At 33.7% G+C, this 22,342-nt stretch carries 24 protein-coding genes; 23 read left to right on the plus strand and 1 reads right to left on the minus strand.

The window, feature by feature from the left end:
* The first annotated feature begins 3 nt into the window (after nucleotides 1-3).
* The 5 genes from LG651_RS07115 to LG651_RS07135 all read left to right on the plus strand — a co-directional run bounded on the left by LG651_RS07115 (nucleotide 4) and on the right by LG651_RS07135 (nucleotide 6,169).
* Nucleotides 4-1,557: a RagB/SusD family nutrient uptake outer membrane protein gene (locus tag LG651_RS07115; RefSeq protein WP_226695443.1), complete on the plus strand. Its 1,554-nt coding sequence runs from the start codon at nucleotides 4-6 to the stop codon at nucleotides 1,555-1,557.
* A gap of 13 nt (nucleotides 1,558-1,570) precedes the next feature.
* Nucleotides 1,571-2,779, plus strand: a complete 1,209-nt coding sequence (locus LG651_RS07120) for a hypothetical protein (protein ID WP_226695444.1) — start codon at nucleotides 1,571-1,573, stop codon at nucleotides 2,777-2,779.
* Nucleotides 2,780-2,800: 21 nt separating this feature from the next.
* Complete coding sequence (locus tag LG651_RS07125; RefSeq protein ID WP_226695445.1) at nucleotides 2,801-4,276, plus strand: PKD domain-containing protein; 1,476 nt, start codon at nucleotides 2,801-2,803, stop codon at nucleotides 4,274-4,276.
* Nucleotides 4,277-4,406: 130 nt separating this feature from the next.
* On the plus strand, nucleotides 4,407-5,318 hold the full coding sequence (locus LG651_RS07130) for a polysaccharide lyase family 7 protein (protein ID WP_226695446.1): 912 nt from the start codon (nucleotides 4,407-4,409) through the stop codon (nucleotides 5,316-5,318).
* 146 nt (nucleotides 5,319-5,464) lie between these two features.
* The gene (locus LG651_RS07135) at nucleotides 5,465-6,169 is read left to right on the plus strand and encodes a FadR/GntR family transcriptional regulator (protein ID WP_226695447.1); all 705 of its coding nucleotides are present in this window, start codon (nucleotides 5,465-5,467) and stop codon (nucleotides 6,167-6,169) included.
* A 94-nt stretch (nucleotides 6,170-6,263) separates the two neighbouring features.
* Here LG651_RS07135 and LG651_RS07140 read toward each other — a convergent pair whose 3' ends face one another.
* Nucleotides 6,264-7,517 carry an NAD(P)/FAD-dependent oxidoreductase gene (locus LG651_RS07140; RefSeq protein WP_262905098.1) on the minus strand — a complete coding sequence of 418 codons (1,254 nt, stop codon included), beginning with the start codon at nucleotides 7,515-7,517 and terminating at the stop codon, nucleotides 6,264-6,266.
* A gap of 100 nt (nucleotides 7,518-7,617) precedes the next feature.
* On the opposite strand from LG651_RS07140, the gene LG651_RS07145 reads away from it, so the two are divergent.
* The 18 genes from LG651_RS07145 to LG651_RS07230 all read left to right on the plus strand — a co-directional run bounded on the left by LG651_RS07145 (nucleotide 7,618) and on the right by LG651_RS07230 (nucleotide 22,340).
* Entirely contained in the window at nucleotides 7,618-9,141 is a 1,524-nt protein-coding gene (locus tag LG651_RS07145) for an HAL/PAL/TAL family ammonia-lyase (protein WP_226695448.1), read from the plus strand.
* 18 nt (nucleotides 9,142-9,159) lie between these two features.
* The gene (locus LG651_RS07150) at nucleotides 9,160-10,287 is read left to right on the plus strand and encodes a WG repeat-containing protein (RefSeq protein ID WP_226695449.1); all 1,128 of its coding nucleotides are present in this window, start codon (nucleotides 9,160-9,162) and stop codon (nucleotides 10,285-10,287) included.
* Nucleotides 10,288-10,315: 28 nt separating this feature from the next.
* On the plus strand, nucleotides 10,316-11,047 hold the full coding sequence (fabG, locus tag LG651_RS07155; protein WP_226695450.1) for a 3-oxoacyl-ACP reductase FabG: 732 nt from the start codon (nucleotides 10,316-10,318) through the stop codon (nucleotides 11,045-11,047).
* Between the two features lie 10 nt (nucleotides 11,048-11,057).
* Nucleotides 11,058-12,275, plus strand: a complete 1,218-nt coding sequence (locus LG651_RS07160) for a beta-ketoacyl-[acyl-carrier-protein] synthase family protein (protein ID WP_226695451.1) — start codon at nucleotides 11,058-11,060, stop codon at nucleotides 12,273-12,275.
* Between the two features lie 7 nt (nucleotides 12,276-12,282).
* Nucleotides 12,283-12,525 carry an acyl carrier protein gene (locus tag LG651_RS07165; RefSeq protein ID WP_226695452.1) on the plus strand — a complete coding sequence of 81 codons (243 nt, stop codon included), beginning with the start codon at nucleotides 12,283-12,285 and terminating at the stop codon, nucleotides 12,523-12,525.
* A 26-nt stretch (nucleotides 12,526-12,551) separates the two neighbouring features.
* Nucleotides 12,552-13,436 (plus strand): LpxL/LpxP family acyltransferase, encoded by an 885-nt coding sequence (locus LG651_RS07170; protein WP_226695453.1) that lies wholly within the window; start codon nucleotides 12,552-12,554, stop codon nucleotides 13,434-13,436.
* A 90-nt stretch (nucleotides 13,437-13,526) separates the two neighbouring features.
* The gene (locus tag LG651_RS07175; protein ID WP_226695454.1) at nucleotides 13,527-14,462 is read left to right on the plus strand and encodes a dialkylrecorsinol condensing enzyme DarA; all 936 of its coding nucleotides are present in this window, start codon (nucleotides 13,527-13,529) and stop codon (nucleotides 14,460-14,462) included.
* Nucleotides 14,463-14,465: 3 nt separating this feature from the next.
* Nucleotides 14,466-15,599, plus strand: a complete 1,134-nt coding sequence (locus LG651_RS07180) for a beta-ketoacyl-ACP synthase III (protein ID WP_226695455.1) — start codon at nucleotides 14,466-14,468, stop codon at nucleotides 15,597-15,599.
* Nucleotides 15,600-15,603: 4 nt separating this feature from the next.
* Nucleotides 15,604-16,032, plus strand: coding sequence for a hypothetical protein (locus LG651_RS07185; RefSeq protein ID WP_226695456.1), 429 nt, complete (start codon nucleotides 15,604-15,606; stop codon nucleotides 16,030-16,032).
* Complete coding sequence (locus tag LG651_RS07190; protein ID WP_226695457.1) at nucleotides 16,032-16,472, plus strand: ABC transporter permease; 441 nt, start codon at nucleotides 16,032-16,034, stop codon at nucleotides 16,470-16,472. The genes LG651_RS07185 and LG651_RS07190 overlap by 1 nt, the downstream gene beginning before the upstream one ends.
* 3 nt (nucleotides 16,473-16,475) lie before the next feature.
* Nucleotides 16,476-16,886 (plus strand): hypothetical protein, encoded by a 411-nt coding sequence (locus LG651_RS07195; RefSeq protein ID WP_226695458.1) that lies wholly within the window; start codon nucleotides 16,476-16,478, stop codon nucleotides 16,884-16,886.
* Nucleotides 16,876-17,880, plus strand: coding sequence for a BtrH N-terminal domain-containing protein (locus LG651_RS07200; protein ID WP_226695459.1), 1,005 nt, complete (start codon nucleotides 16,876-16,878; stop codon nucleotides 17,878-17,880). Before LG651_RS07195 ends, LG651_RS07200 begins: the two co-directional genes overlap by 11 nt.
* A 3-nt stretch (nucleotides 17,881-17,883) precedes the next feature.
* The gene (locus tag LG651_RS07205) at nucleotides 17,884-18,627 is read left to right on the plus strand and encodes an ABC transporter ATP-binding protein (RefSeq protein WP_226695460.1); all 744 of its coding nucleotides are present in this window, start codon (nucleotides 17,884-17,886) and stop codon (nucleotides 18,625-18,627) included.
* Nucleotides 18,620-19,888 (plus strand): ABC transporter permease, encoded by a 1,269-nt coding sequence (locus LG651_RS07210; protein ID WP_226695461.1) that lies wholly within the window; start codon nucleotides 18,620-18,622, stop codon nucleotides 19,886-19,888. The genes LG651_RS07205 and LG651_RS07210 overlap by 8 nt, the downstream gene beginning before the upstream one ends.
* Nucleotides 19,878-20,318, plus strand: a complete 441-nt coding sequence (locus tag LG651_RS07215; protein ID WP_226695462.1) for an acyl-CoA thioesterase — start codon at nucleotides 19,878-19,880, stop codon at nucleotides 20,316-20,318. The genes LG651_RS07210 and LG651_RS07215 overlap by 11 nt, the downstream gene beginning before the upstream one ends.
* Nucleotides 20,311-21,453, plus strand: a complete 1,143-nt coding sequence (locus tag LG651_RS07220) for a beta-ketoacyl synthase N-terminal-like domain-containing protein (protein ID WP_226695463.1) — start codon at nucleotides 20,311-20,313, stop codon at nucleotides 21,451-21,453. The genes LG651_RS07215 and LG651_RS07220 overlap by 8 nt, the downstream gene beginning before the upstream one ends.
* A 15-nt stretch (nucleotides 21,454-21,468) precedes the next feature.
* Nucleotides 21,469-22,095, plus strand: coding sequence for a beta-ketoacyl-[acyl-carrier-protein] synthase family protein (locus tag LG651_RS07225; RefSeq protein ID WP_226695464.1), 627 nt, complete (start codon nucleotides 21,469-21,471; stop codon nucleotides 22,093-22,095).
* Entirely contained in the window at nucleotides 22,083-22,340 is a 258-nt protein-coding gene (locus tag LG651_RS07230; RefSeq protein ID WP_044633620.1) for a phosphopantetheine-binding protein, read from the plus strand. Before LG651_RS07225 ends, LG651_RS07230 begins: the two co-directional genes overlap by 13 nt.
* The last annotated feature ends 2 nt before the right edge of the window (nucleotides 22,341-22,342 follow it).

The raw sequence follows: 22,342 nt of genomic DNA on the forward strand, positions 1-22,342 counted from the left end.
GTTATGAAAAAGACATTCAAAAATATAATCCTTTGTTTTTCTTTATTGGCGTTATTTTCAAGCTGTGAAGAAGAACTTGACCTTAACAACCCAACAGCCTTATCGCTAGAGGAGTTATTACAAACAAATAATGGTTTCGAATTATTGGCGAACGGTGTTTTAGACGCTTACCAAAAAGTTCCAGCTAACGAGTTTTTGCTTGTTGAGCTTAGAACCGATAATAGTAGAGCAAACTCTGCAAATGGTAACTTGCCAAATATTAGTGCGTATTTAGTAGATCCTAACAACGGTGATGTTGCTACGTATTATTCAAACAATATGGCAACTATTAAACACGCAAATACGATTATTGATAACAGGTTTTTAGCGCCAGAAAGTTATCAATATGCCGTAGGTGAAGCTTATTTTATGCGTGCATTATGTCACTTTAACCTTGTAAGAGCTTATCAAAATGTGCCTTATATCGATAAAGTATTGGACGTTGCTACAAATGAAGCTTTAGATTATCCTCAATTACCAGAGGCGGAAGTTTACGAAAAGATCATTGAAGATTTTAAAACCTCAATTGCTTATTTAAGTGGTGTAACTGCCGATAAGTATCGTCCATCTGCTGGTGCGGCTATTTGTTTAGCAGCGAAAGCTTATTTAAGTCAACCTAACCCTAATTATACAGAAGCAGAATTACTTTTAGCATCTGTTGTAGAAAATAGCGCTTCTTATGGTTACGAACTTTTATATACAGACTACGATTCGTCTTTATCTGTAGGTGAAAATAATTATAATCAGGTAATTAACTTTGGAAACGTATTCGGAAACGAATTTATTGGGTCTTATTCTGATGCCGATGGTACTCCAGATGGGTCTTGGACAAACAATGCTGGTTTAGAAAAAAATAATGAAGTTATATTCTCTATTGCATACGATTACGAAAGTAGCGATAATTACGTAACTAGCGATAGTGGTTTAGATGATCAAATTGAAACTGATTCAGAATCGTTTAGTTTTGCAATGACGCTTCAAGGTGGATCAAATGGTGTTAATCTTGCTACGTTAGATTTGTTAGAAATTATGACACCAGAACTTGAGCCAGTGCGTTTTTATGGAACCATAGATGTAATTACGTATAACCCGTTCGAAATTACAACAGATACATTTAACTCTAAATTCCCAACCGATGGTGAAATTGGAGACAACGACTGGATTGTGTTACGTTACGCCGATGTATTGTTGTTATATGCTGAAGCTATTATGGGCGATTCAGATAGCACAACAGATACTAGGGCGATTGATGCTTTTAACCAAGTTAGAGCAAGAGCTGGGAAAGACGAAGTGGCTAACCTATCGAAAGCCGATTTATTAAACGAACGTCGATTAGAGTTTGTGTACGAAAATCAAAGATTATACGATTTAATTCGATTTGGTGAAGCCGATGAAGTGTTGCAAGCATTCTCTAATGCTAATAGTTTAAACTATAACCCAGACATGAAATATCTTCCATTCCCACAAAGAGAAATAGATAATTTACCTAATTTTTACACACAAAATAGTGGCTATTAAAAAAAAGAAAATCATGAAAAGATACTTATTAAACATTAAATGCTTCACTTTAGTTGCTTTTATTACAATGGCTTCTTGTGTGAGTGACGATTTAGCCGATGTTGGCGACTTAGAAGATTTTACTGGTCCAACACCATTTTATAATTTTAGCGATCTTACAACTTCTGAGTTTAATTGTGAAGAGGTTGAACTTTGGGCAAAGTACGAATACAATTTTCAAGCAGGATCTAATCTTGCCGTAAATGGTACACAATACCAGTGGGCTTTTACAGATAGTAATGGAGACCCTGTAACAAACTTTAATTTGGTTAATCCAGATTTAAAAATTTTAGAATTATTAATTGATGCAGAATTAGCGACAGTTGTGGCTATTGAAGAAGATATTGCAGATCTAGAGTTTAAATTACCATGTGAAACCGATGCTGCAAAAGTTGCAGTTATGGAAGATGAAATAGCAGCTCTTGAAGTTGAATTGGAAGCTGCTAATGCAGCGCTTAGCGACGAAACATTAGAAAATGTAGCAAATTACCAGGCGCAAATTGATGCTTTAGATGCTGCAACGTTACAAGATCAAGAATTAATTATTGAATTCCCTGAACCAGGAGATTATATTGTTTACTTAACAGTAACTGACAATTTAGGAAAATCGGATATTACCGAGAAGATTGTGACAGTAAATCAAGCCATTCCAACGATTCCAGTACCTGAAATAGCAGAACCTGGTTTTGAAGACAATAGTTTGTTTGATGGTTCTGGAGACGGAAGAGATTCATGGAGAGTGCCAAGTAACGATGCTTGGAGCCCAGTAGGTGGCGGTACCACAGTAATTCAAATTAACTCTAAATCTGAGGAAGGTATTTTACCAGATGGTATTCAGGCGGCTAAATTCCCTTCAGATGGGGCTAGAGTTGCTTACCAAGAAATTGAAGTAACGCCAGGAGCCGAATATGTAATGACTTACTTTAGCGCTTTTAATATGGATGCAACTGGAGAGATGAAGGTGTCTATTTTAGCGCCAGGAACGGCGTCTTATGCAGATGCACAATTAGAAGCTAATATTATTGCTTCAAGAACCGATACTAATGATGGTAGAGTAGTAGATGTGTTTAAGCAGCATGCTATTACTTTCGAAGCAGGTGAACACGAATCAGTAATCATTTTTGCTACCAATTCTGGAGATGAAGCAAGATTAGATGCTTTTGCTATAACCGTTAAACAATAATAAGTTTTAAAATTTTAAATTATGACTTACAATATAAATAGAAAAAATATAGTAGGTGTTTTCATTTTGGCCTTGTCGCTATTTATGATTTCATGCTATGACGCAGGTTACGAACCGTTTGAAGCCCCAACAGGAAATGTAAATGATATACAACCAAATACCTTATTTACTACTAGTACAAGTGCAGATGATAATTTAACTGTAATCTTTAGAAGTTACTCTACCGATGCAGATTCATATTTATGGGATTTTGGTGATGGAAACACATCAACCGATGCAAACCCAGATTATACTTATACCGAAGGTGGACTTTATTTAGTAACTTTAACAACTACTAGTTCTGATGGATTAGTTGCTGAGGCTTCTAGCGAGGTGTCTCCAATTGATGTCGATTTTAGTTTTACTTCTGTAGATTCAGAAGTAACATTTACAAACTTAACTACTGGTGCAGCTAGTCTAGTTTGGGATTTTGGTGATGGTACCACTATTGACTGGTCAGAAGAAGATACAACAGACGATCCAGATTACAATCCGGTATATGCATACAAAACAGCTGAAACTTTTCAAGTTACTTTAACCGCTACTAACTATTTAGGAGTGGAATCATCGATAACTAAAAATATCGAAGGTTTAGTGTTATCTACGGTGCCAGATTTTACATTCGATGTATCTTCGCTTGATGTAAGCTTTACAGATGCTTCTATTTTAGCAGTGTCACATAGTTGGGATTTTGGAGATGGCAATTCTTCAACAGAGGTTAATCCATCACATACTTACGCCGTTGCTGGAACTTATGATGTTACTTTAACAACAACTAACGACGCAGGTGTATCAAGAAGTATAACTAAACCAGTACCTGTTGGTGGAGTAGAGCCTACGTTTAAAGTTATCGTTCAAAACAGTCAATGTAACGATCATACATCAAATACTGGCGATAATGCCGATGCTTGGGATATGACACCAAATAGTACCGTAGTTGATGATGATTTAGGGGAAATCGATAGTCCTTACAGAGCTTTATGGTATAACTCAGATTTAAATGCCTATATCGATGCAACCTATTGTACAAATGAGCAACCAGGATCTACTAGCGATGGTAATAAATTTGGACCAAACGCAGGTGGTGGTAGAGGTGTTAAATTAAGTAATAACTGTCGTCGTTTATATCAATTAGTGGCAGTTGAGCCGGGAGTTGAATATACGTTTACTATCGATACTAGATCTGAAGCCGAGGGCATTAATACCGAAGTATATATTTTAAATACCGAAATTACTACAGAGGTTGGAATTGAAAATTTTGCGGATGCTTACTATAACATTACTAACGACTTTAACAGTTCGAAATCTTCAAGTACAAGCGATACGTTTACAACAACCTCTTTTACTTTTGAAGCAACCTCGAATATAGCTGTTATTTATGTAAGAGCGCTAAACGCAGTAGATAGTAGTAATGAAGTATTTATTGATAATATCGATATTATAACCCCAGGATTTTAATTAATAGAAATTTAATTGGTTCAAAATGGAATAATAATTGAATAATAATTTTGAGGTTGCCTAAATGTTGGTTGAATTTATTTAAAAGTTTAATTAGGCAATCTCTTAATTATTAATAATTTATTTTAAAATGAAAAAGTTTACCCCAATCGTCCTCGTTTTTTTTCTTGTATTTTTTACGTCAAGTGTTTTAAACGCTCAACAAGACAATACATCGGTTGTTTCCGAAAAAGTTGAAAAAAAGAAAAAGAAAAAAAAGAAGAAAAAATACAAACTTCCAGATGTAGATTTAAGTCATTGGAAGGTAACACTACCAGTATTAAACGAAAAAGGTAAGCCTTACGAAATTGAACCACCAGAAATCTTTGATTTTGCCTCAAACGAGATAGCTAAACCATATATGTATATCGATTCTACAGCTGGAGCTATCGTATTTCATGCGATGCCAACGGCTTCAAAAACTCGAAATACTAAATACACAAGATCGGAGTTACGTGAACAAATGACTCCTGGCAATAATAATGTGAATTGGACTTTTGCAGATGGTGCTTATATGAAAGGGAAAATTCAAATGGAAGCTACTACAAAAGCTTCAAATGGAAAATATCACAGAACTATTATTATGCAAATTCATGGGCGCTTAACCAATGAGCAACGCGATTTAATAGGTGAAGATGATAATAATGCACCTCCTATTTTAAAAATTTACTGGGATAACGGTAAGGTAAGAGTTAAAACCAAAGAATTGAAAAATTTAAACGCTTCAGATAGTGAAATATTGCACGAAGACGCATGGGATGATGACGAAGGTTTTAATTTTGAACAGGAAGTAGGGTTTAGAAAATTTGTGCTCGAAGTTAAAGTTTCCGATGGAAAAATGGTAATTATTTTAAACGGAAACGAATACAAAGTCTATGAAAATATCCATATGAAACGTTGGGGTGTTTTTGAGAATTATTTTAAAGCAGGTAATTATTTTCAAACAAGAGATGAAGGCGCTTTTTCAAAAGTTAAATTTTACGAATTAGAAGTTAGTCATTAATTACTAGATTTAATTTGTAAAAGCTAATTGATTTATGATGTGTTATTAATAAAGAAGTTTTTAAAAGTAATCACTGTTTTAAGGAAATTAAAAAAGTTGTTATTTTTGCCGAATAATTGGGGTGGCCAATAGAAAATAGAAAGAATATGAAGTCAGAAGTACTAACAAAAGTGGGGTTAAATAGTTTACAAAATGGTATTATTCTAAATTTACGTGAACTTATAAATTACAAGAATTTAGAACCAGGTGATAAGTTGCCGTCAGAGCGTATGCTTGCTGAAAAATTTGGGGTTTCACGTAGCAATGTTCGAGATGCAATTCAAACACTAGAGTTATATGGTATATTAGAAACTGTGCCGCAAAGCGGAACATTTATAGCAAATATTGGTATAATTGCTATGAATGGAATGATTGATGAAATTGTAGGGCTTGAGGAACAAGATTTTAAATCGTTAGTTGAAACCAGGATACTTTTAGAATTAAAAACTGTAAAATTAGCATCCTTAAGAAGAACTGAAGAGGATTTGAAAAATATTAAATTTGCTTTGGACGCCTATGAAGAAAAAGCGAAATTAGGTGAAGATGCTGTTCAAGAAGACCTGTTATTTCATTTAGCCATAGCAAAAGCAAGTGGAAATTCTACTATTAACACGTTTATGCTTACCATTACACCTGGTATAATTATGAACTTTGAAAAGTACCACGTATGCGATAAACGTAAATCAATTATTGGTATAAACGAGCATATGGAAATTTATGAGGCTATTAAGTCTCAAAATCCAACCGAAGCTAAAGAAAAAATGAAAAAACACTTTAGTATGCTGTATCAATATTGCTACCAAACTAGTTAATAAAGCGTTTATTTGGAGTGGTTAAATGCCTGTTTTAGGTTAGGTGTCATTGTGACTATTAATGCATTAAGCAAAAGGAATTAAAAGGCGTTTTTTATTTCGTTGAGGTTTCTTTTTGCATATTAATTAAATGCGCCATACTTGCAATAATGCGGTTGTGTTTTTTAACAAACGGATTACTTTTATCCCAAACATACCCAGCCAGTACTGCGCAAATTTGTTTTTTAACTTCTAGGTTTTCTGGTCTGTGAAAAAATAGAGTTTGTAAATTACCAGTGTACCATTCCTTCACATATGAAGAGAAAACAGTAACGCCTTCAGATATATAGTTTGCATAATCAGTTTCCCAATTTACACACTCACCGTTTAGTTCTTTAGAAATTAATTTAGCGGCTAATAATCCAGATTCTGTAGCAAAGGTAACTCCCGACGAAAAAACTGGATCTAAAAACTCGGCACTATTTCCTGTTAAAGCAAACCCTTTACCATACAGTTTAGTAACAGCTTTCGAATAATTTTTTATATGCACAGGTTTAAATTCATAGTTTAAATCACTAAATCTGTCATAATAATAATTTGAGAGCTTTAACATATTATTCATAACTTGGGTTGTACTGCCTTCATACCCTTCAAATAAGCTATTTTCACCAACAAAACCAATACTTGTTATTCCGTTAGAAAACGGTATCACCCAAAACCAAGTGTCTTTATCAATTACATCAAAAGTAATTAAAGTACCTTCTTTTCCTTCTGGACGTTTAATGTCTTTTACATGAGTGAAAATTGAGGAATGAGTCGGGATAGACGATGGTTTGTCTAAACCAAGTAACCTTGGTAAAACACGCCCATATCCAGAAGAATCAATAATAAATTTGGCGTTAATAAAATGGTTTTCCTCTGTTTCTGTTTTTATTGTAGTTAAGGAGCTTCCATCGGCATTAAATACAACATTGGTAACCTCTTGTTCAAAATTAATATCGACACCTTTGTTTATTAACTCTGTGGCAAGGGCATTATCAAAATCGGCACGAGGAACTTGCCAAGTCCAGTCCCAACCTTTGGTGTGTTTTTGGCTAAAGTCGAAATTACAAACCACATCATTACTTAAAAAACGGGCCCCCGATTTTACTTCAAAATGTTTGGCTTTTAAGCAGTCAAGTAGTCCTACTTCTTCAAAATGATCCATACATCTAGGGAGTAAGCTTTCGCCAATAACAAATCTCGGAAATTTAGATTTTTCAATAATTTTTACCTTATGTCCTTGATTATAAAGGTGTGCTGCAGCCACAATTCCAGATGGTCCTGCTCCAATTATTAAAACGTCGACAGATTCATTTTGAATATCCATAGATGGAGGAATAATTACTTATTATTTTATATTTACGACGAACTTAACTATTTTCGCGCAAGAAATTAACGATTTTACTCAATAAATTTATAAAATAAATATGCTAACCTATAAAGGAAGTCTAGAAATAGAGGATTTCTTTAAAATTATTTTTAAAGATGCACCTTTTGTTATCGATGAAGATACAATACAGAAGGTCGAAGAAAGTTTTAAATTTTTAGTCAACTTTTCTCAGGATAAGGTTATTTACGGTGTGAATACCGGTTTCGGACCAATGGCTCAATATAAAATTGAAGACTCACAGCGCATAAAATTGCAATACAACCTTATTAGAAGTCATGCGTCGGGTGTTGGGCAACCATTGGAGCCAATGTACGTTCGTGCTATAATGTTAGCACGTTTAAATACCTTATCTAAAGGCAATTCTGGTATTCATAAATCGGCTATTTTGTTAATGCAAGAGTTAATAAATAGAGATATTACACCAGTAATTTTTGAACACGGAAGTGTTGGCGCGAGCGGAGATTTAGTACAGTTAGCACATTTAGCTTTAGTTTTAATTGGTGAGGGTGAAGTGTTTTATAAAGGGGAACGAGCCAATACCTCTGATGTTTTTAAAACTGAAGATTTAAAACCAATATCAGTAGAGTTGCGTGAAGGTTTAGCCCTAATGAATGGTACTTCGGCTATGACGGGTATTGGGCTTGTAAACGTTATTTATACGCGTAAATTACTAAATAGTATGATTGTTTGTTCGTCTGCAATTAATGAAATTGTTAAAGCTTATGACGATCATTTAAGTTTAGAACTTAACCAAACCAAACGTCATAAAGGTCAGCAAGATATTGCCGAACTTATGCGAGAACACTTGTCTGATAGTAAATTAACACGTAAACGTGAGCATTATTTATATTCTAAAAACGAAAATGTTTCCGTTTTCAAAGAAAAAGTTCAAGAGTACTATTCGCTACGTTGCGTACCTCAAATTTTAGGGCCTGTTTTAGATACTTTAAATAGTGTTGAAGAAATTTTGATTGACGAAGTTAATTCGGCAAACGATAACCCAATTGTCGATGTAAAACGTAAGCATGTTTATCATGGCGGGAATTTTCATGGAGATTATGTCGCCTTAGAAATGGATAAGCTAAAAATAGCTGTTACGAAGTTAAGTATGCTTAGCGAACGCCAGCTAAATTATTTGTTAAATGCAAGGTTAAACGATATGTTACCTCCATTTGTTAATTTAGGTAAATTAGGGTTGAATTTTGGGATGCAAGGTGTGCAGTTTACAGCTACATCTACCACTGCCGAAAACCAAACACTTTCTAATCCAATGTATGTTCATAGTATTCCTAACAACAACGATAATCAAGATATTGTTAGCATGGGGACGAACGCTGCCTTAATAACAAAAAAGGTAATTGAGAATGCGTTTGAGGTTTTGGCTATAGAACTTATTACCATTGTTCAAGCTATTGAGTATCTAGAGGTTAAAGATAAAGTTTCTTCGAAAACCAAAAAAGTTTACGACGATATACGAGAAATAGTTCCTATATTTACAGAAGATATTGTTATGTATCCTTACGTAAATAAGGTAAAGCAATATTTAATGAAAATTAAATAAACCTAATAGTTACTCATTATGAAAAAACTGTTTTTTGTAGTTGCTTTTTTAAGTCTAAGTTTATGTTTTGCTCAAGAATTAGCTTTAGCAAGAATTGATGGAAAATTTGGATATATAAATAAATCTGGTGATTGGGTTATAAAACCTCAATTTCTTAATGCTAAAAGTTTTTCGGGTGACTATGCACAGGCTATGGCCGACGATAAACTTTGGGGGTATATTGATAGAAGTGGCGAGTGGGTTATAAAACCAACCTTAAAGAAAACAAAAGCTTTTAAATGTGGTATTGCCATTGTAAACGATGGTGTTTCATGGTATTATATCGATAAAACTGGGAATAAAATTTTAACCGATGTTGTAAGCGATAAGGTTTACGATTTTTCTGAAGATTTAGCTGTAGTTAGAACTGTTGATAAAGTCGGATTTATAAATAAAAAAGGAGAAGCGGTTATTCCTAAAGAGTACACCAAAGCTTTCGATTTTTATAACGGTTACTCTCGAGCTCAAAAAAATGAAAAATGGGGTTTAATTGATAAAGCTGGAAAAGAGTATATAAAAATTGAATACGAAGAAATTGGTAACCTTTATAATGGCGTAATTGTGGCTAAAAAAGATGGTGTTTGGGGGTTAATAAAAAACAAGGCCTTTACGCCAGTTGAAGGCGCTATAAAAATTTGGGATTTTACGCTCAACGGGGATGTTACCTATGCAAAAAAAGGTGAGAAAGTTGGTTTTATAAATAGTAATGGAGAATGGGTTATAGAGCCTAAATACGAAAGAGTTAGAGGCTTTAGAAAAGGTTTGGCGCCATTTTATGAAAACAAACTTTGGGGTTACATAAACAAAGAAGGAGAAGAAGTTGTAAAAGCACAATATAAAGATGTGGAAGTGTTTAGTGAAGATGGCTTAGCTCCAGTGAAAACTAAGAAAGAATGGGGTTTTATTAACACTAAAGGCGAATTAGTAATAGAAGAAAAATATGGTATTACAGCCGGAAACTTTGGTATGTTTTTTGGCATAAAAACGGAGAAAGGTTTTGTTGATGGTTTAGCTCGTGTAAAATACAAGAAACAATGGGCTTTTTTAAATACTAAAGGCGAGGTGTTAAATAATACTTGGTTCCAAAACCTAGAACATTTCGAATAATAATTAAACCAACTAAAATAATATTTTAATGAAGTGTGCCCTAATAACTGGAGGATCTAGAGGTATAGGTAAGGCAGTATGCATTCAATTAGCAAAAGATTCAGATTATCATATCCTAATAAATTACAATAGTAACGAAGCAGCAGCAAACGAAACCTTGAAGCTAGTCGAAGCCGAAGGGAATACAGGTGAAATTTTGCAATTCAATGTAGCTAATGCAGAACAAGTTCAATCTGTTTTAACAAATTGGCAAGAAAACAACCCAGAAGCAGTTGTTGAGGTTATTGTAAATAATGCAGGAATTACAAAAGACGGTTTATTTATGTGGATGCCTGCTGAAGATTGGAATAGTGTTATAAACACATCTTTAAGTGGTTTTTACAATGTAACAAACTTCTTTATTCAAAAATTACTTCGTAACCGTTATGGGCGTATTGTAAATATAGCTTCAGTTTCCGGTGTAAAAGGAACTGCCGGACAAACAAATTACTCTGCGGCAAAAGCGGCATTAATTGGTGCAACAAAAGCTTTAGCACAAGAGGTTGCAAAACGTAAAATTACTGTAAATGCTGTAGCTCCAGGGTTTATAAAGTCTGATATGACTGCCGAATTAGACGAAAAAGAACTAAAAAGCTTAATTCCAATAAACCGATTTGGAGAGCCAGAAGAAGTTGCCCATGCAGTTTCGTTTTTAATTTCTAAAAAAGCGTCTTATATTACTGGCGAAGTTTTAAACATTAACGGCGGGATATACTCCTAATTTTTAATTAATGAACAGAGTTGTAATAACAGGAATGGGAATTTATTCTTGTATTGGCGAAAACTTAGCAGAAGTTAAGGAATCGTTATACAAAGGTAAGTCTGGTATTGTTGTAGATAAAGAAAGAATAGATTTTGGTTACCGGTCGCCATTAACAGGAATGGTGTCTAAACCAAACCTAAAAGGCATATTAACACGCAAACAGCGTATTAGTATTGGTGAAGAAGGTGAGTATGCATATATGGCAACTATTGAAGCATTTAAAAACGCTAAAATAGATCAAGATTTTATCGATGCCAATCAGGTTGGTATTCTTTATGGAAACGATAGTACAACAAAATCTGTAATAGAATCTGTAGATAAAGTTAGAGAAAAAAAAGATACAACCTTAGTGGGGTCTGGTGCAATTTTTAAGGGGATGAATTCCTCTGTTACCATGAATCTTTCAACCATATTTAAACTTACAGGAGTTAATTTTACTATTAGTGCAGCCTGTGCCAGCGGATCACATTCCATTGGAATGGCCTATCAATTAATAAAAAGTGGATTGCAAGATTGTATTATTTGTGGTGGCGCACAAGAAATAAATCCATATGTTATGTCTAGTTTCGATGGTTTGGGTGTGTTTTCGATGAATATTGAAAACCCCGGACAAGCTTCAAAACCATTTGATGCTAACAGAGATGGTTTAGTGCCAAGTGGTGGTGCAGCAACTGTAATTTTAGAATCTTATGATTCTGCAATAAAACGAGGCGCTCCTATTTTAGGAGAAGTAATAGGGTATGGCTTCTCATCGAACGGCGAGCATATATCAACACCAAATGCAGCAGGTCCGAGTTATGCTATGAAAATGGCCTTAAAACAAGCGGGCATCAGCGCTAGCGATGTAGATTATGTAAATGCACATGCAACATCAACACCTGTAGGCGATGCAAACGAAGCAAAAGCTATTTTTGATGTTTTTGGAGAGCATGGTCCAGCGGTAAGTTCAACAAAATCGATGACAGGACATGAATGTTGGATGGCAGGTGCAAGCGAGGTAATTTACTCAATGTTAATGATGCAGCATGGATTTGTAGCACCAAATATTAACTTGGAAACGCCAGATGAGGATGCAAAAAAATTAAATTTAGTCAGCAAAACCTTAGATAAAAAAATTAATGTATTTTTGTCGAACTCTTTTGGTTTCGGTGGAACCAATTCAGCATTAATAATAAAAAAAATATAATTGCGCGATGACTAAAGAAGTTATTATTGAAAAAATAAACAACTTTCTTATTGATGAATTTGAAGTAGAAAGTGATGATATTTCACCAGAAGCAGATTTAAAAGAAACCTTAGATCTTGATAGTTTAGATTTTGTTGATTTAGTGGTTTCTGTTGAAGCTAATTTTGGAGTAAAGCTTGTTGGCGAAGATTTTGTTAACGTTAAAGTGCTTCAAGATTTTTATGATTTAATCGAGAATAAGCTTAGCTAAATTTGATTAAAACATTATAACTCTATATGGCTGCTGAATGGAAAGGTAAATCCAGAGGAACAGTTTTAGGTTACAAAATATTTGTGTTTTGTATAAAAAAACTAGGTGTTAAAGCAGCGTATTTTGTGCTTTATTTCGTTTCCTTTTACTTTGTGTTATTTGCCAAAGATAGTTTTAAAGCCATTTACTATTATCTAAAAAATAGACAAGGTTTTTCTAAAATTAAAAGTCTTAAAAACGTTTATAATAGTTACTTTGTTTTTGGTCAAACTATTATAGATAAAGTAGCCATTTCTTCAGGGTTACGAAATAAGTTTACTTACGAGTTTGATGGTATTGAATTAATAAATCAAGCCTTAAAAAATAAAAAAGGAGGCGTTTTAATTAGCGCACATGTGGGGAATTTTGAAATTGCCGAACATTTTTTTGGAGATTTAGATGAATCTGCTTCAATAAGCCTTTTAACCACAGATCAAGAGCACACTGCAATTCAGGAGTATTTAGAAAGTGTAACTACAAAATCTAACATCAACCTCATTATATTAAAAGACGATTTGTCTCATGTTTTCGAGATAAATGCTGCCTTGGCACGAAACGAAATTGTTTGTATTACAGGCGATCGTTACACAGAAAACACAAAGTTTTTAGAGAAAGAATTACTTGGTGAAACTGCTAAATTTCCTGCAGGACCTTTTATGTTAGCTTCACGATTAAGAGTTCCTGTGTTGTTTGTGTATGTAATGAAAGAGAATAATTTGCACTATCATTTATACGCAAGACAATCTAAAGCAAAATATCGCGATGTAGATTCTCTTTTAAAAGATTACACCGATAGCCTATCTTGGATTTTAAAAAAGTATCCATTACAATGGTTTAACTATTTCGATTTTTGGGGAAAACTCAAAAAATAGGTGTTGTTTATAACCAACTATTTAGTTTCATAATAAAAGTTAGGTTTAACGTTTTAATTATTTATTTTTACTCATAATTTTAAAAGCACCATGAAGCAAGTTTTAGTTTTGCATTATTCTCAATCTGGTCAACTAACAGAAATTGTTAATAATATAGTTACAGATTTTAAGAATGATGACGCCGTAGAGCTTCATTATCATAATATCGAACTAGAACAAAACTTTCCTTTTCCGTGGACAAAAAAAGATTTTTTTGGTGTGTTTCCCGATACATTTTTGCAACACGCCAAAGCAGTAAAACCTATTCCCGAGGCTATTTTAAATAATACATACGATTTAATAATTTTTGGTTATCAAGTATGGTATTTAACGCCATCGTTACCAATATCTTCTTTTTTACAGTCAGAAAGTGCAAAAACGTTGTTTTCAGGATCCAAGGTTGTAACTGTAAGTGGTACCAGAAATATGTGGATTATGGCACATGAAAAAGTAAAGAAACATCTAAAAAGTTTAAATGCTAGTTTAGTAGGTAATATTGCTTTGGTTGATAGGCATATTAATCATATTAGTGTCATAACTATTGTAAGATGGATGTTTTCGGGTAAAAAAAAGAAATATTTAGGCCTTTTTCCTAAACCAGGAGTAAGCCAGAGGGATATTGATAACGCCGTTAAATTTGGCCCAGTAATTAAACAACATTTATTTCAAAACTCTTTTAATGATTTACAAGAGAACTTGTTAAAAAATGATGCTGTAAAAATAAAACCGTTTTTAATAACCGTAGATCGCAAGGCGAATGTTATATTTACAAAATGGGCAAATTTTATTCATAAAAGCAGCGAGCCAAATACAAAAAAACGAGAAACCTTGTTAAAATTTTTCAATGTGTATTTGTTTATTGCAATTTGGGTTGTTTCTCCAATTGTTTTTATCTTATTTTTGCTTACTTATGTTTTTAACATCCCAAAAATTAAAAAGCAGAAGGAGTATTACACTTCCGTAGAGCTATTAGAGAATACTAAATAACATATGAAAGAAGTATACATAACGCGTGTTTCAAAGTTTTTACCAAACAAACCAGTTTCTAACGATGAGATGGAAGAAAAACTGGGTTTAATTAACGGTAAACATTCCAAAGGAAGACGCATTGTTTTAAGAAATAACCAAATTAAAACAAGGTATTATGCTATTGATGAAAATGGTGAGGTTACGCATAACAATGCCCAACTTACTACAGAAGCTATTAATAGACTTTGTGATGATGATTTTAAAACTACAGATATAGAAGTATTATCTTGTGGTACTTCAAGTCCAGATCATATTTTACCATCTCATGCTTCAATGGTGCATGGGTTTTTAAAAAACGGAAATCTTGAAGTAAACTCACCAACTGGAGCCTGTTGTTCAGGAATGAACGCTTTAAAATATGGTTACTTTTCAGTAAAATGTGGGCAATCTAATAATGCTGTAGTTTCTGGTTCAGAACGTAGCTCTACTTGGATGCGATCAGATCTTTTTGAAGATGAAGTAAAGCACTTAGAATCTTTAGAAGAAAACCCAATAATTGCTTTTAATAAAGATTTTTTACGATGGATGCTTTCTGATGGTGCCGGTGCTTGTTTACTTGAAGCAGAACCAAAAGGTGAGCAGCCTTTAAGAATAGATTGGATTGAAGGATTCTCGTATGCCTTCGAGCTCGATGCTTGTATGTATTCTGGTGGCGAAAAACAAGAGGACGGATTTTTAAAACCATGGCGTGAATACGCATCGGATCAATGGAGTAAAAAAACACTTTTTGCAGTGCAACAAGATGTTAAACTTTTGGGGGCTAATATTCTAGAAAAAGGAGTAGATAGCTTAAAACGTACTTTTGCAAAACACAATATTTCTGCAGACGATATAGATTATTATTTACCTCATATTTCTTCCTATTATTTTAAAGAAGGGTTGTACGATGCCATGAAAGAAGCAGGTATTAAAATTCCTTGGGAAAAATGGTTTATGAACCTACAAACCGTAGGTAATGTTGGTGCAGCATCTATATATTTAATGTTAGAAGAATTAGTAGCTTCAGGACAATTACAAACAGGACAAAAAATATTACTATCTGTTCCAGAAAGTTCAAGATTTTCATATTCAATTGCCTTATTAACGGTTTGCTAAAATTATGAGTGCACAATTTCCAATAAAGGATATCACAAGCTTAATACCTCAAAAAGTGCCGTTTGTAATGGTAGATTCGTTGTTAAGTTTTGCAGAAACCGAAGTGGTATCGGCATTTACTGTTCCATCAGATAATATTTTTGTGGAAAACAACTGTTTTACCGAACCTGGATTAGTAGAAAACATGGCGCAAACAATTGCTTTGCATACCGGTTATAATTATTTTGTAAAAGGAGAAGAGTCTCCAACAGGTTATATTGGTTCAATAAAAAAAACACATATATCTAAACTTCCAAAGGTAAACGAAACCATAACAACTAAAGTGAATATCCTGCACGAAATATTAGGTGTAACTATGGTGGAAATTGTTGTTTTTAATGCTGAAAATGTAGAAATTGCTTCGGCTGAAATGAAAACCGTTTTAGCTAACTAATGAATCTTTCGGAAATAAACATTAGCGAATTATTACCTCATCGACCGCCTTTTTTAATGGTTGATAAAGTAATTTCGATTGATGACGAAAGTGTTTCCACTCAGTTTTTTATAAAAGAATCTTCAATTTTTAACGATAATGGCAAGTTTGCCGAAGCAGGTTTAATAGAACACGCGGCACAAACCTGTTCTTGTATAGTGGGTAAATCGTTTTACGATAATAAATCAACGGTTAGGCTTATTGGTTTTATTAGTGCCATAAAAAAAGTTACAATATACAGTTTACCTAAAGTAAATACTACAATTACTTCAAAAGCCAACTTAATTTCCCGGTTTGATGCGGACGATTATAGTTTGTGTAATATTGAATGCACCATATCTCAAGACCATAAAGAATTAGTATCTTGCAATCTCAATTTAATTATTCGAGAAATTAATTAAGCTATGAAAGCAAACGAAGTTCCTCAGGATAAAAGTAGTTTAGATTCTATAAATCAAAAAGAATTATGCTACGCAACAGACGAAAGTGGTAATTACATAACTACAAAAAGTAGTGGTTGGACGCCAAAAACAATTGCTTTAAACAATGCTATTGAAGATATTAAAGAGCGTGCCGAAGAAGCCAAACAACGTGTGCTAAATAACGAAACAAGCCCCATTGAATATTATATGGAATTAAACCGAATGGATGTTACCATTCTTGCAGGTTACGTTGGTATTTGGCCATTTCGAGTAAAACGACATTTTAACCCGAAACGTTTTAAAAAACTATCAGATAAATTATTGCAAAAATACGCCGATGCTTTTAACATAAGTTTAAAGCAATTAAAACAAGGAGATTTAAATGAAGATTGATTTTAAACATCACCAATCTGCACACTGCGAAAATGGTGTAGTTTCAAATTTAATGAAGCATAATGGCTTAAACATTAGCGAACCTATGATTTTTGGTATAGGTTCTGGGCTTATATACTGTTACATTCCGTTTCTAAAGGTAAATCATGGGCCAGCAGTAACCTATCGTGTTATGCCTGGGCTTATTTTTAAACGTTTTGCAAAACGAATAGGCGTGACTTTTAAACGTGAAAAATTTAAAAGTGTAGCCAAAGCGAAACAGCGTTTAGACGAAAATTTAAAAAACAACAACCCGGTTGGTTTACAAGTTGGTATTTATCATTTGTTATACTTGCCAGATCATTACCGTTTTCATTTTAATGCCCATAATATAGTGGTTTATGGTAAAGAAGGTAACAATTATTTGGTTAGCGATCCTGTTATTGAAACCGTTGCAACTTTAGATGAAAAACAAATGGAAAAGGCGCGTTTTGCCAAAGGTCCATTTGCGCCAAACGGACAAATTTATTATCCCATTTCTTTCCCAAAAGAAAGTGACATTCCGTATAAAGAAGCCATTGTAAAAGGTATAAAACAAACGTGTCGAGATATGTTGGCGCCAATTCCAATTGTTGGTGTAAAAGGCATTCGAATGGTGGCAAAACTCATTAAAAAGTGGCCAAAGAAAAAAGGTATAAAAGTAGCCAATCATTATTTGGGGCAAATTGTACGTATGCAAGAAGAAATTGGTACCGGTGGTGGTGGCTTTCGTTATATTTTTGCTGCTTTTTTACAAGAATCTAGTGCTATTTTAAATAATGAAAAACTCATGGAACTCTCTAAGGAAATGACCGTAATTGGCGATTTATGGAGAGATTTTGCTTTGGAAGCATCGCGTTTATACAAAAACCGCAAGGCAACAACAGGATCGTACGATAAGGTTTCGGAGATGTTATTTGAGTTAGCAGATAAAGAAGAAGTGTTTTTTAAAACATTAAAAAAAGCCATAAAATAGAAAATGATAGTAATAGATAAAATCTCAAAAAAATATGTAGGTGCCGATAATTATTCGGTGTCTAATTTGAGTCTGTCTATAAAAGATCAAGAAATTTTTGGGCTTTTAGGGCCAAATGGCGCCGGAAAAACAACCCTAATTTCTATGTTATGTGCTTTGGTAAAACCAACTTCGGGGCATTTTACCATCAATAATTTAAACTATAAACAGCACAAAACTGAAATTAAAAAACTTATAGGTATTGTGCCACAAGAATATGCGTTGTACCCAACCTTAACTGCGTTCGAGAATTTAAAATATTTTGGTAGCATGTATGGTTTAAAAGGTAAAGCGCTAAACCAAAAAATATTAAGTCACCTAGAAATTTTAGGGCTAGAGAAATTTGCAAACAAGAAAATTGATACTTTCTCTGGCGGTATGAAACGTCGCGTTAATTTATTAGCGAGTATTTTACATAACCCTAAAGTTTTAATTTTAGATGAACCTACGGTTGGGGTAGATGTGCAGTCTAAAAACGTGATAATTAATTTTTTAAAAGAGCTTAATGCAAACGGAACAACTATAATTTATACCTCGCATCATCTTAATGAAGCAGAGCAGTTTTGTACAAAAGTGGCCATTATAGATCACGGAAAAATAATTATTGAAGGAAAGCCAAAGGATTTAATTAATCAATCTGACGAATTGCATAACCTTGAAGATGTATTTATAAGTTTAACCGGTAAAGAACTTCGCGATTATGCATAAGTTACTAGCATCGGCATATAAGGAGTTTTTATTGTTAAAACGAGATTTTGGTAGTGTTATCATCTTGTTTGTAATGCCTTTGGTGTTAATAATTACCATTACTTTAATTCAAGATAGCACTTTTAAAACCATCGAGAATACTCAAATTCCTATTTTGGTGGTAGATAATGATAAAGGTGAAGTCGCCAAAACCATGTTGGAAGGTTTGCAATCTTCGGAAGCTTTTGAAATTATTATGAGTGCTACTGAAGCTGAAGCGAAAGATTTGGTATTTGGTGGCGATTATCAATTGGCAGTAATAATTCCAACTCATTTAACTTCAGATTTAAATAAAAAAGTAAATAATAACGTCGATAATTTACTGCAAAATTTCGGAATAGGCTCAGAAAGCAATGCTTCAGAACAACCAGAAGTTACAAGTAAAGAAGTGCGTTTATATTTCGATCCTGCAACACAAGTATCATTTAAAAATTCGGTTAAAAATGGTATTGATAAAATGATTTCAAAAATTGAAATGAAAACCATTTACACTAGTTTTCAAAAGCAATTAAGTGAAAATCCAGACGATGTTATTTTTAAAACCGATAATTTTGTAAAGTTTAAAGAAATACTTCCAAAAAAAGACAATGAAGAATTTATTCCAAACTCTGCACAACATAACGTTCCTGCTTGGTCGTTATTTGCCATTTTCTTCATAATTGTACCTTTATCAATAAATATTGTAAAGGAAAAAAGTCAAGGCACCTTTGTTAGGTTGCGTACAAATCCAGTAAGTTATGCCACGGTTTTAGGTGGTAAAACGGTTGTGTATTTAGCGGTTTGCCTTATTCAATTTGCATTAATGCTGGCGGTTGGTGTATTCGTATTTCCAAAAATTGGGTTACCAACACTCGATGTTTCTGGCAGGTTGCCATTGTTGTTTGTAGTTAGTATTTTTGCTGGCTTAGCAGCAATTGGCTTAGGTGTTTTAATTGGTACTATTGCAAAAACCCAAGAACAGTCGGCGCCATTTGGAGCCACGTTTGTGGTTATTTTGGCAGCGATTGGTGGTGTTTGGGTGCCCGTTTTTATAATGCCAAAGTTTATGCAAGTATTATCGAATATTTCGCCTATGAACTGGGGATTAAATGCTTATTACGATGTGTTTTTACGCAACGGAAGTTTAGCCAGTATTTTGCCAGAATTAGCATTGCTGTTATTGTTTTTTATAGTAACTACGTTGCTATCAATATTTTTTAACGAGAAGAAACATGCGGTCTAAACCAAAAGAAATAGAACATACAAGTAAAGTGCGGGTAAGGTTTGTAGAAACCGATCCGTTAGGAATTGTATGGCACGGAAATTACATTCAATATTTCGAAGATGGTAGGGAAAACTTTGGAAGGCATCATGGTATTTCATATTTAGATCAAAAAGAATACGGTTTTGCAACGCCAATAATAGAATCGAAAACCAAGCATAAACGCCCTTTAAAATATGGAGATGTAGCCACTATAAAAACCATTTTTGTAGATAGTTCGGCAGCAAAAATGATTTTTCGCTACGAAATATACAACCAAAAAAACGAGTTGGTTTGCACTGGGGAAACCGTTCAGGTTTTTGTAGATAATATTGGGCAAGGTGAATTGTGGTTAACGCCACCAGATTTTTTTACAGATTGGAAGAAAAAAGTAGGTTTGCGAGATGAGTAAAGTATATCTGTCATATAACAACATTATCTCATCTTTAGGCTTCAATAGCGCTTCGGTTGCGAAAGAAGTGATGCTTGGTAATTCCGGATTGAAACAAATTAAGGATACTTCGGTAATGCCAGAACCTTTTATGTCATCTTTAATAGATGATGATGCGTTAACGGCAGCTTTCAAAAATAAAACAGAAAAAAAATATACCAAACTTGAAAAGATGTTTATTACATCGCTTCAAGATACTTTAGGTCAATCTAACATTGTGTTAACCGATCGTGTTGGTCTCATTATTTCAACAACAAAAGGCAATATAGATGCTTTAGATGCTGAAAACGATTTCCCAAAAGAACGTGCTTATCTCGATGTTTTAGCTAAAAATGTAGCCCATTATTTTGGTTTTCAAACGGAACCTATTGTGTTGTCAAACGCATGTGTGTCTGGTGTTTTGGCGGTTGCGGTAGCTAAACGTTACATAAAAAGCAACATGTTCGATCATGTGTTTATTGTGGCGGGCGATTTGGTTACCGAGTTTATTTTATCGGGTTTCAATTCTTTTCAAGCATTAAGTTCAGAAATTTGTAAACCTTACGATAAAAATAGAATAGGTATTAATATTGGCGAAGTAGCCGTGAGCGCTCTAGTCACTAAAAATGAAGAAAATTTAAGTGACGAAGCGGTTGAAATTTTAGGCGAAGCATCTTGTAACGATGCCAATCATATTTCAGGACCATCGCGTACTGGCGAAGGTTTGTACAGAAGTATAAAATCGGCTTTAGCGCAATCAAATTTAACTTCAGAAGACATCGATTATATTTCCGCCCACGGTACGGCAACCATGTATAACGACGAAATGGAAGCGATTGCATTAAACCGTTTGGGTTTAGAAAAAACACCAATGAATAGTTTAAAAGGGTATTTTGGACACACATTAGGCGCATCAGGTTTATTAGAAACCATAATTGGTATGTACGCCTTAAAACAAAATATGCTAATAAAAACCTTAGGTTTTGCAGAAATGGGTGTAACACAGCCTATAAATGTTATTGAAAACACTGTAGAAAAGCCGTTATCAACATTTTTAAAAACAGCTTCGGGTTTTGGCGGTTGTAATACAGCGGTTATTTTTAAAAAAGTAAAATAAGATTGATAATTAATAATGAAAAATCAGTTTAAAATATCGTCTTATTGCCATGTTAAGCAAAATAAAATTAGCCTTAACGGAACTGTTTTGTTTTCAGCTGAAGCTGAAGAATCAAAATTTTTAAAGCAAGCTTATAAAGCCTTAGATGTTAATTATTCCAAGTTTTTTAAAATGGATAAATTAAGTCAGTTAGCTTTTTTAGCAGCCGATGTTTTGTTGCAACACGAAAATATTTCCGAAGAAAACCAAGAAAATATAGCCTTGGTTATGGGGAATAAAGCATCGAGTTTAGATACCGATAGAAAACACCAAGACAGTATTCAAGATAAAGCAAGTTATTACCCAAGCCCTGCGGTGTTTGTGTATACCTTGCCAAATATTATGTTGGGAGAAATTAGTATTAAATACAAATTGTACTCAGAAAACAGTTTCTTTGTATTCGAAAATTTTAAAACCAACTATTTTTATAATTACACGAATAGTTTAATTGACGATAAAAAGGCCGATAAAATTTTATGCGGTTGGGTAAATGTAGATGATGAAGATTACGAAGCCTTTTTATATCTTGTAACACCCAACGGAAATTTACAACATACAGAAAAACAAATAAATACATTATATAACGAATTATGGAAGCTTTAAAACAAGAATTGAAAGAAAGCCTTGTAGAACAATTAAATTTGGAAGATATAACACCTGCCGAAATTGCTGATGACGATATGTTATTTGGAGATGGTTTAGGTTTAGATTCTATTGATGCTTTAGAGCTTATTGTAATGCTCGATAAAACTTACGGTATAAAATTAACCGACCCAAAACAAGGTCGTGCTATTTTCGAAAGTATTAACACCATGTCTGCATACATCGCAGAACACCGTACAAAATAATT

It is taken from the genome of Neotamlana sargassicola (genome assembly GCF_020523965.1).
Taxonomy (GTDB): Bacteria; Bacteroidota; Bacteroidia; order Flavobacteriales; family Flavobacteriaceae; genus Neotamlana; species Neotamlana sargassicola.

Excerpts from the sequence above, each read along its gene's own strand:
- LG651_RS07120 (WP_226695444.1), top strand. The coding sequence starts at position 1,571 with ATGAAAAGATACTTATTAAACATTAAATGCTTCACTTTAGTTGCTTTT.
- LG651_RS07200 (WP_226695459.1), top strand. The coding sequence starts at position 16,876 with ATGAAGATTGATTTTAAACATCACCAATCTGCACACTGCGAAAATGGT.
- LG651_RS07130 (WP_226695446.1), top strand. The coding sequence starts at position 4,407 with ATGAAAAAGTTTACCCCAATCGTCCTCGTTTTTTTTCTTGTATTTTTT.
- fabG (WP_226695450.1), top strand. The coding sequence starts at position 10,316 with ATGAAGTGTGCCCTAATAACTGGAGGATCTAGAGGTATAGGTAAGGCA.
- LG651_RS07140 (WP_262905098.1), bottom strand. The coding sequence starts at position 7,517 with ATGGATATTCAAAATGAATCTGTCGACGTTTTAATAATTGGAGCAGGA.
- LG651_RS07170 (WP_226695453.1), top strand. The coding sequence starts at position 12,552 with ATGGCTGCTGAATGGAAAGGTAAATCCAGAGGAACAGTTTTAGGTTAC.
- LG651_RS07180 (WP_226695455.1), top strand. The coding sequence starts at position 14,466 with ATGAAAGAAGTATACATAACGCGTGTTTCAAAGTTTTTACCAAACAAA.
- LG651_RS07165 (WP_226695452.1), top strand. The coding sequence starts at position 12,283 with ATGACTAAAGAAGTTATTATTGAAAAAATAAACAACTTTCTTATTGAT.
- LG651_RS07205 (WP_226695460.1), top strand. The coding sequence starts at position 17,884 with ATGATAGTAATAGATAAAATCTCAAAAAAATATGTAGGTGCCGATAAT.
- LG651_RS07145 (WP_226695448.1), top strand. The coding sequence starts at position 7,618 with ATGCTAACCTATAAAGGAAGTCTAGAAATAGAGGATTTCTTTAAAATT.
- LG651_RS07135 (WP_226695447.1), top strand. The coding sequence starts at position 5,465 with ATGAAGTCAGAAGTACTAACAAAAGTGGGGTTAAATAGTTTACAAAAT.
- LG651_RS07230 (WP_044633620.1), top strand. The coding sequence starts at position 22,083 with ATGGAAGCTTTAAAACAAGAATTGAAAGAAAGCCTTGTAGAACAATTA.
- LG651_RS07225 (WP_226695464.1), top strand. The coding sequence starts at position 21,469 with ATGAAAAATCAGTTTAAAATATCGTCTTATTGCCATGTTAAGCAAAAT.
- LG651_RS07215 (WP_226695462.1), top strand. The coding sequence starts at position 19,878 with ATGCGGTCTAAACCAAAAGAAATAGAACATACAAGTAAAGTGCGGGTA.
- LG651_RS07195 (WP_226695458.1), top strand. The coding sequence starts at position 16,476 with ATGAAAGCAAACGAAGTTCCTCAGGATAAAAGTAGTTTAGATTCTATA.
- LG651_RS07210 (WP_226695461.1), top strand. The coding sequence starts at position 18,620 with ATGCATAAGTTACTAGCATCGGCATATAAGGAGTTTTTATTGTTAAAA.
- LG651_RS07115 (WP_226695443.1), top strand. The coding sequence starts at position 4 with ATGAAAAAGACATTCAAAAATATAATCCTTTGTTTTTCTTTATTGGCG.
- LG651_RS07175 (WP_226695454.1), top strand. The coding sequence starts at position 13,527 with ATGAAGCAAGTTTTAGTTTTGCATTATTCTCAATCTGGTCAACTAACA.
- LG651_RS07190 (WP_226695457.1), top strand. The coding sequence starts at position 16,032 with ATGAATCTTTCGGAAATAAACATTAGCGAATTATTACCTCATCGACCG.
- LG651_RS07125 (WP_226695445.1), top strand. The coding sequence starts at position 2,801 with ATGACTTACAATATAAATAGAAAAAATATAGTAGGTGTTTTCATTTTG.
- LG651_RS07150 (WP_226695449.1), top strand. The coding sequence starts at position 9,160 with ATGAAAAAACTGTTTTTTGTAGTTGCTTTTTTAAGTCTAAGTTTATGT.
- LG651_RS07220 (WP_226695463.1), top strand. The coding sequence starts at position 20,311 with ATGAGTAAAGTATATCTGTCATATAACAACATTATCTCATCTTTAGGC.
- LG651_RS07185 (WP_226695456.1), top strand. The coding sequence starts at position 15,604 with ATGAGTGCACAATTTCCAATAAAGGATATCACAAGCTTAATACCTCAA.
- LG651_RS07160 (WP_226695451.1), top strand. The coding sequence starts at position 11,058 with ATGAACAGAGTTGTAATAACAGGAATGGGAATTTATTCTTGTATTGGC.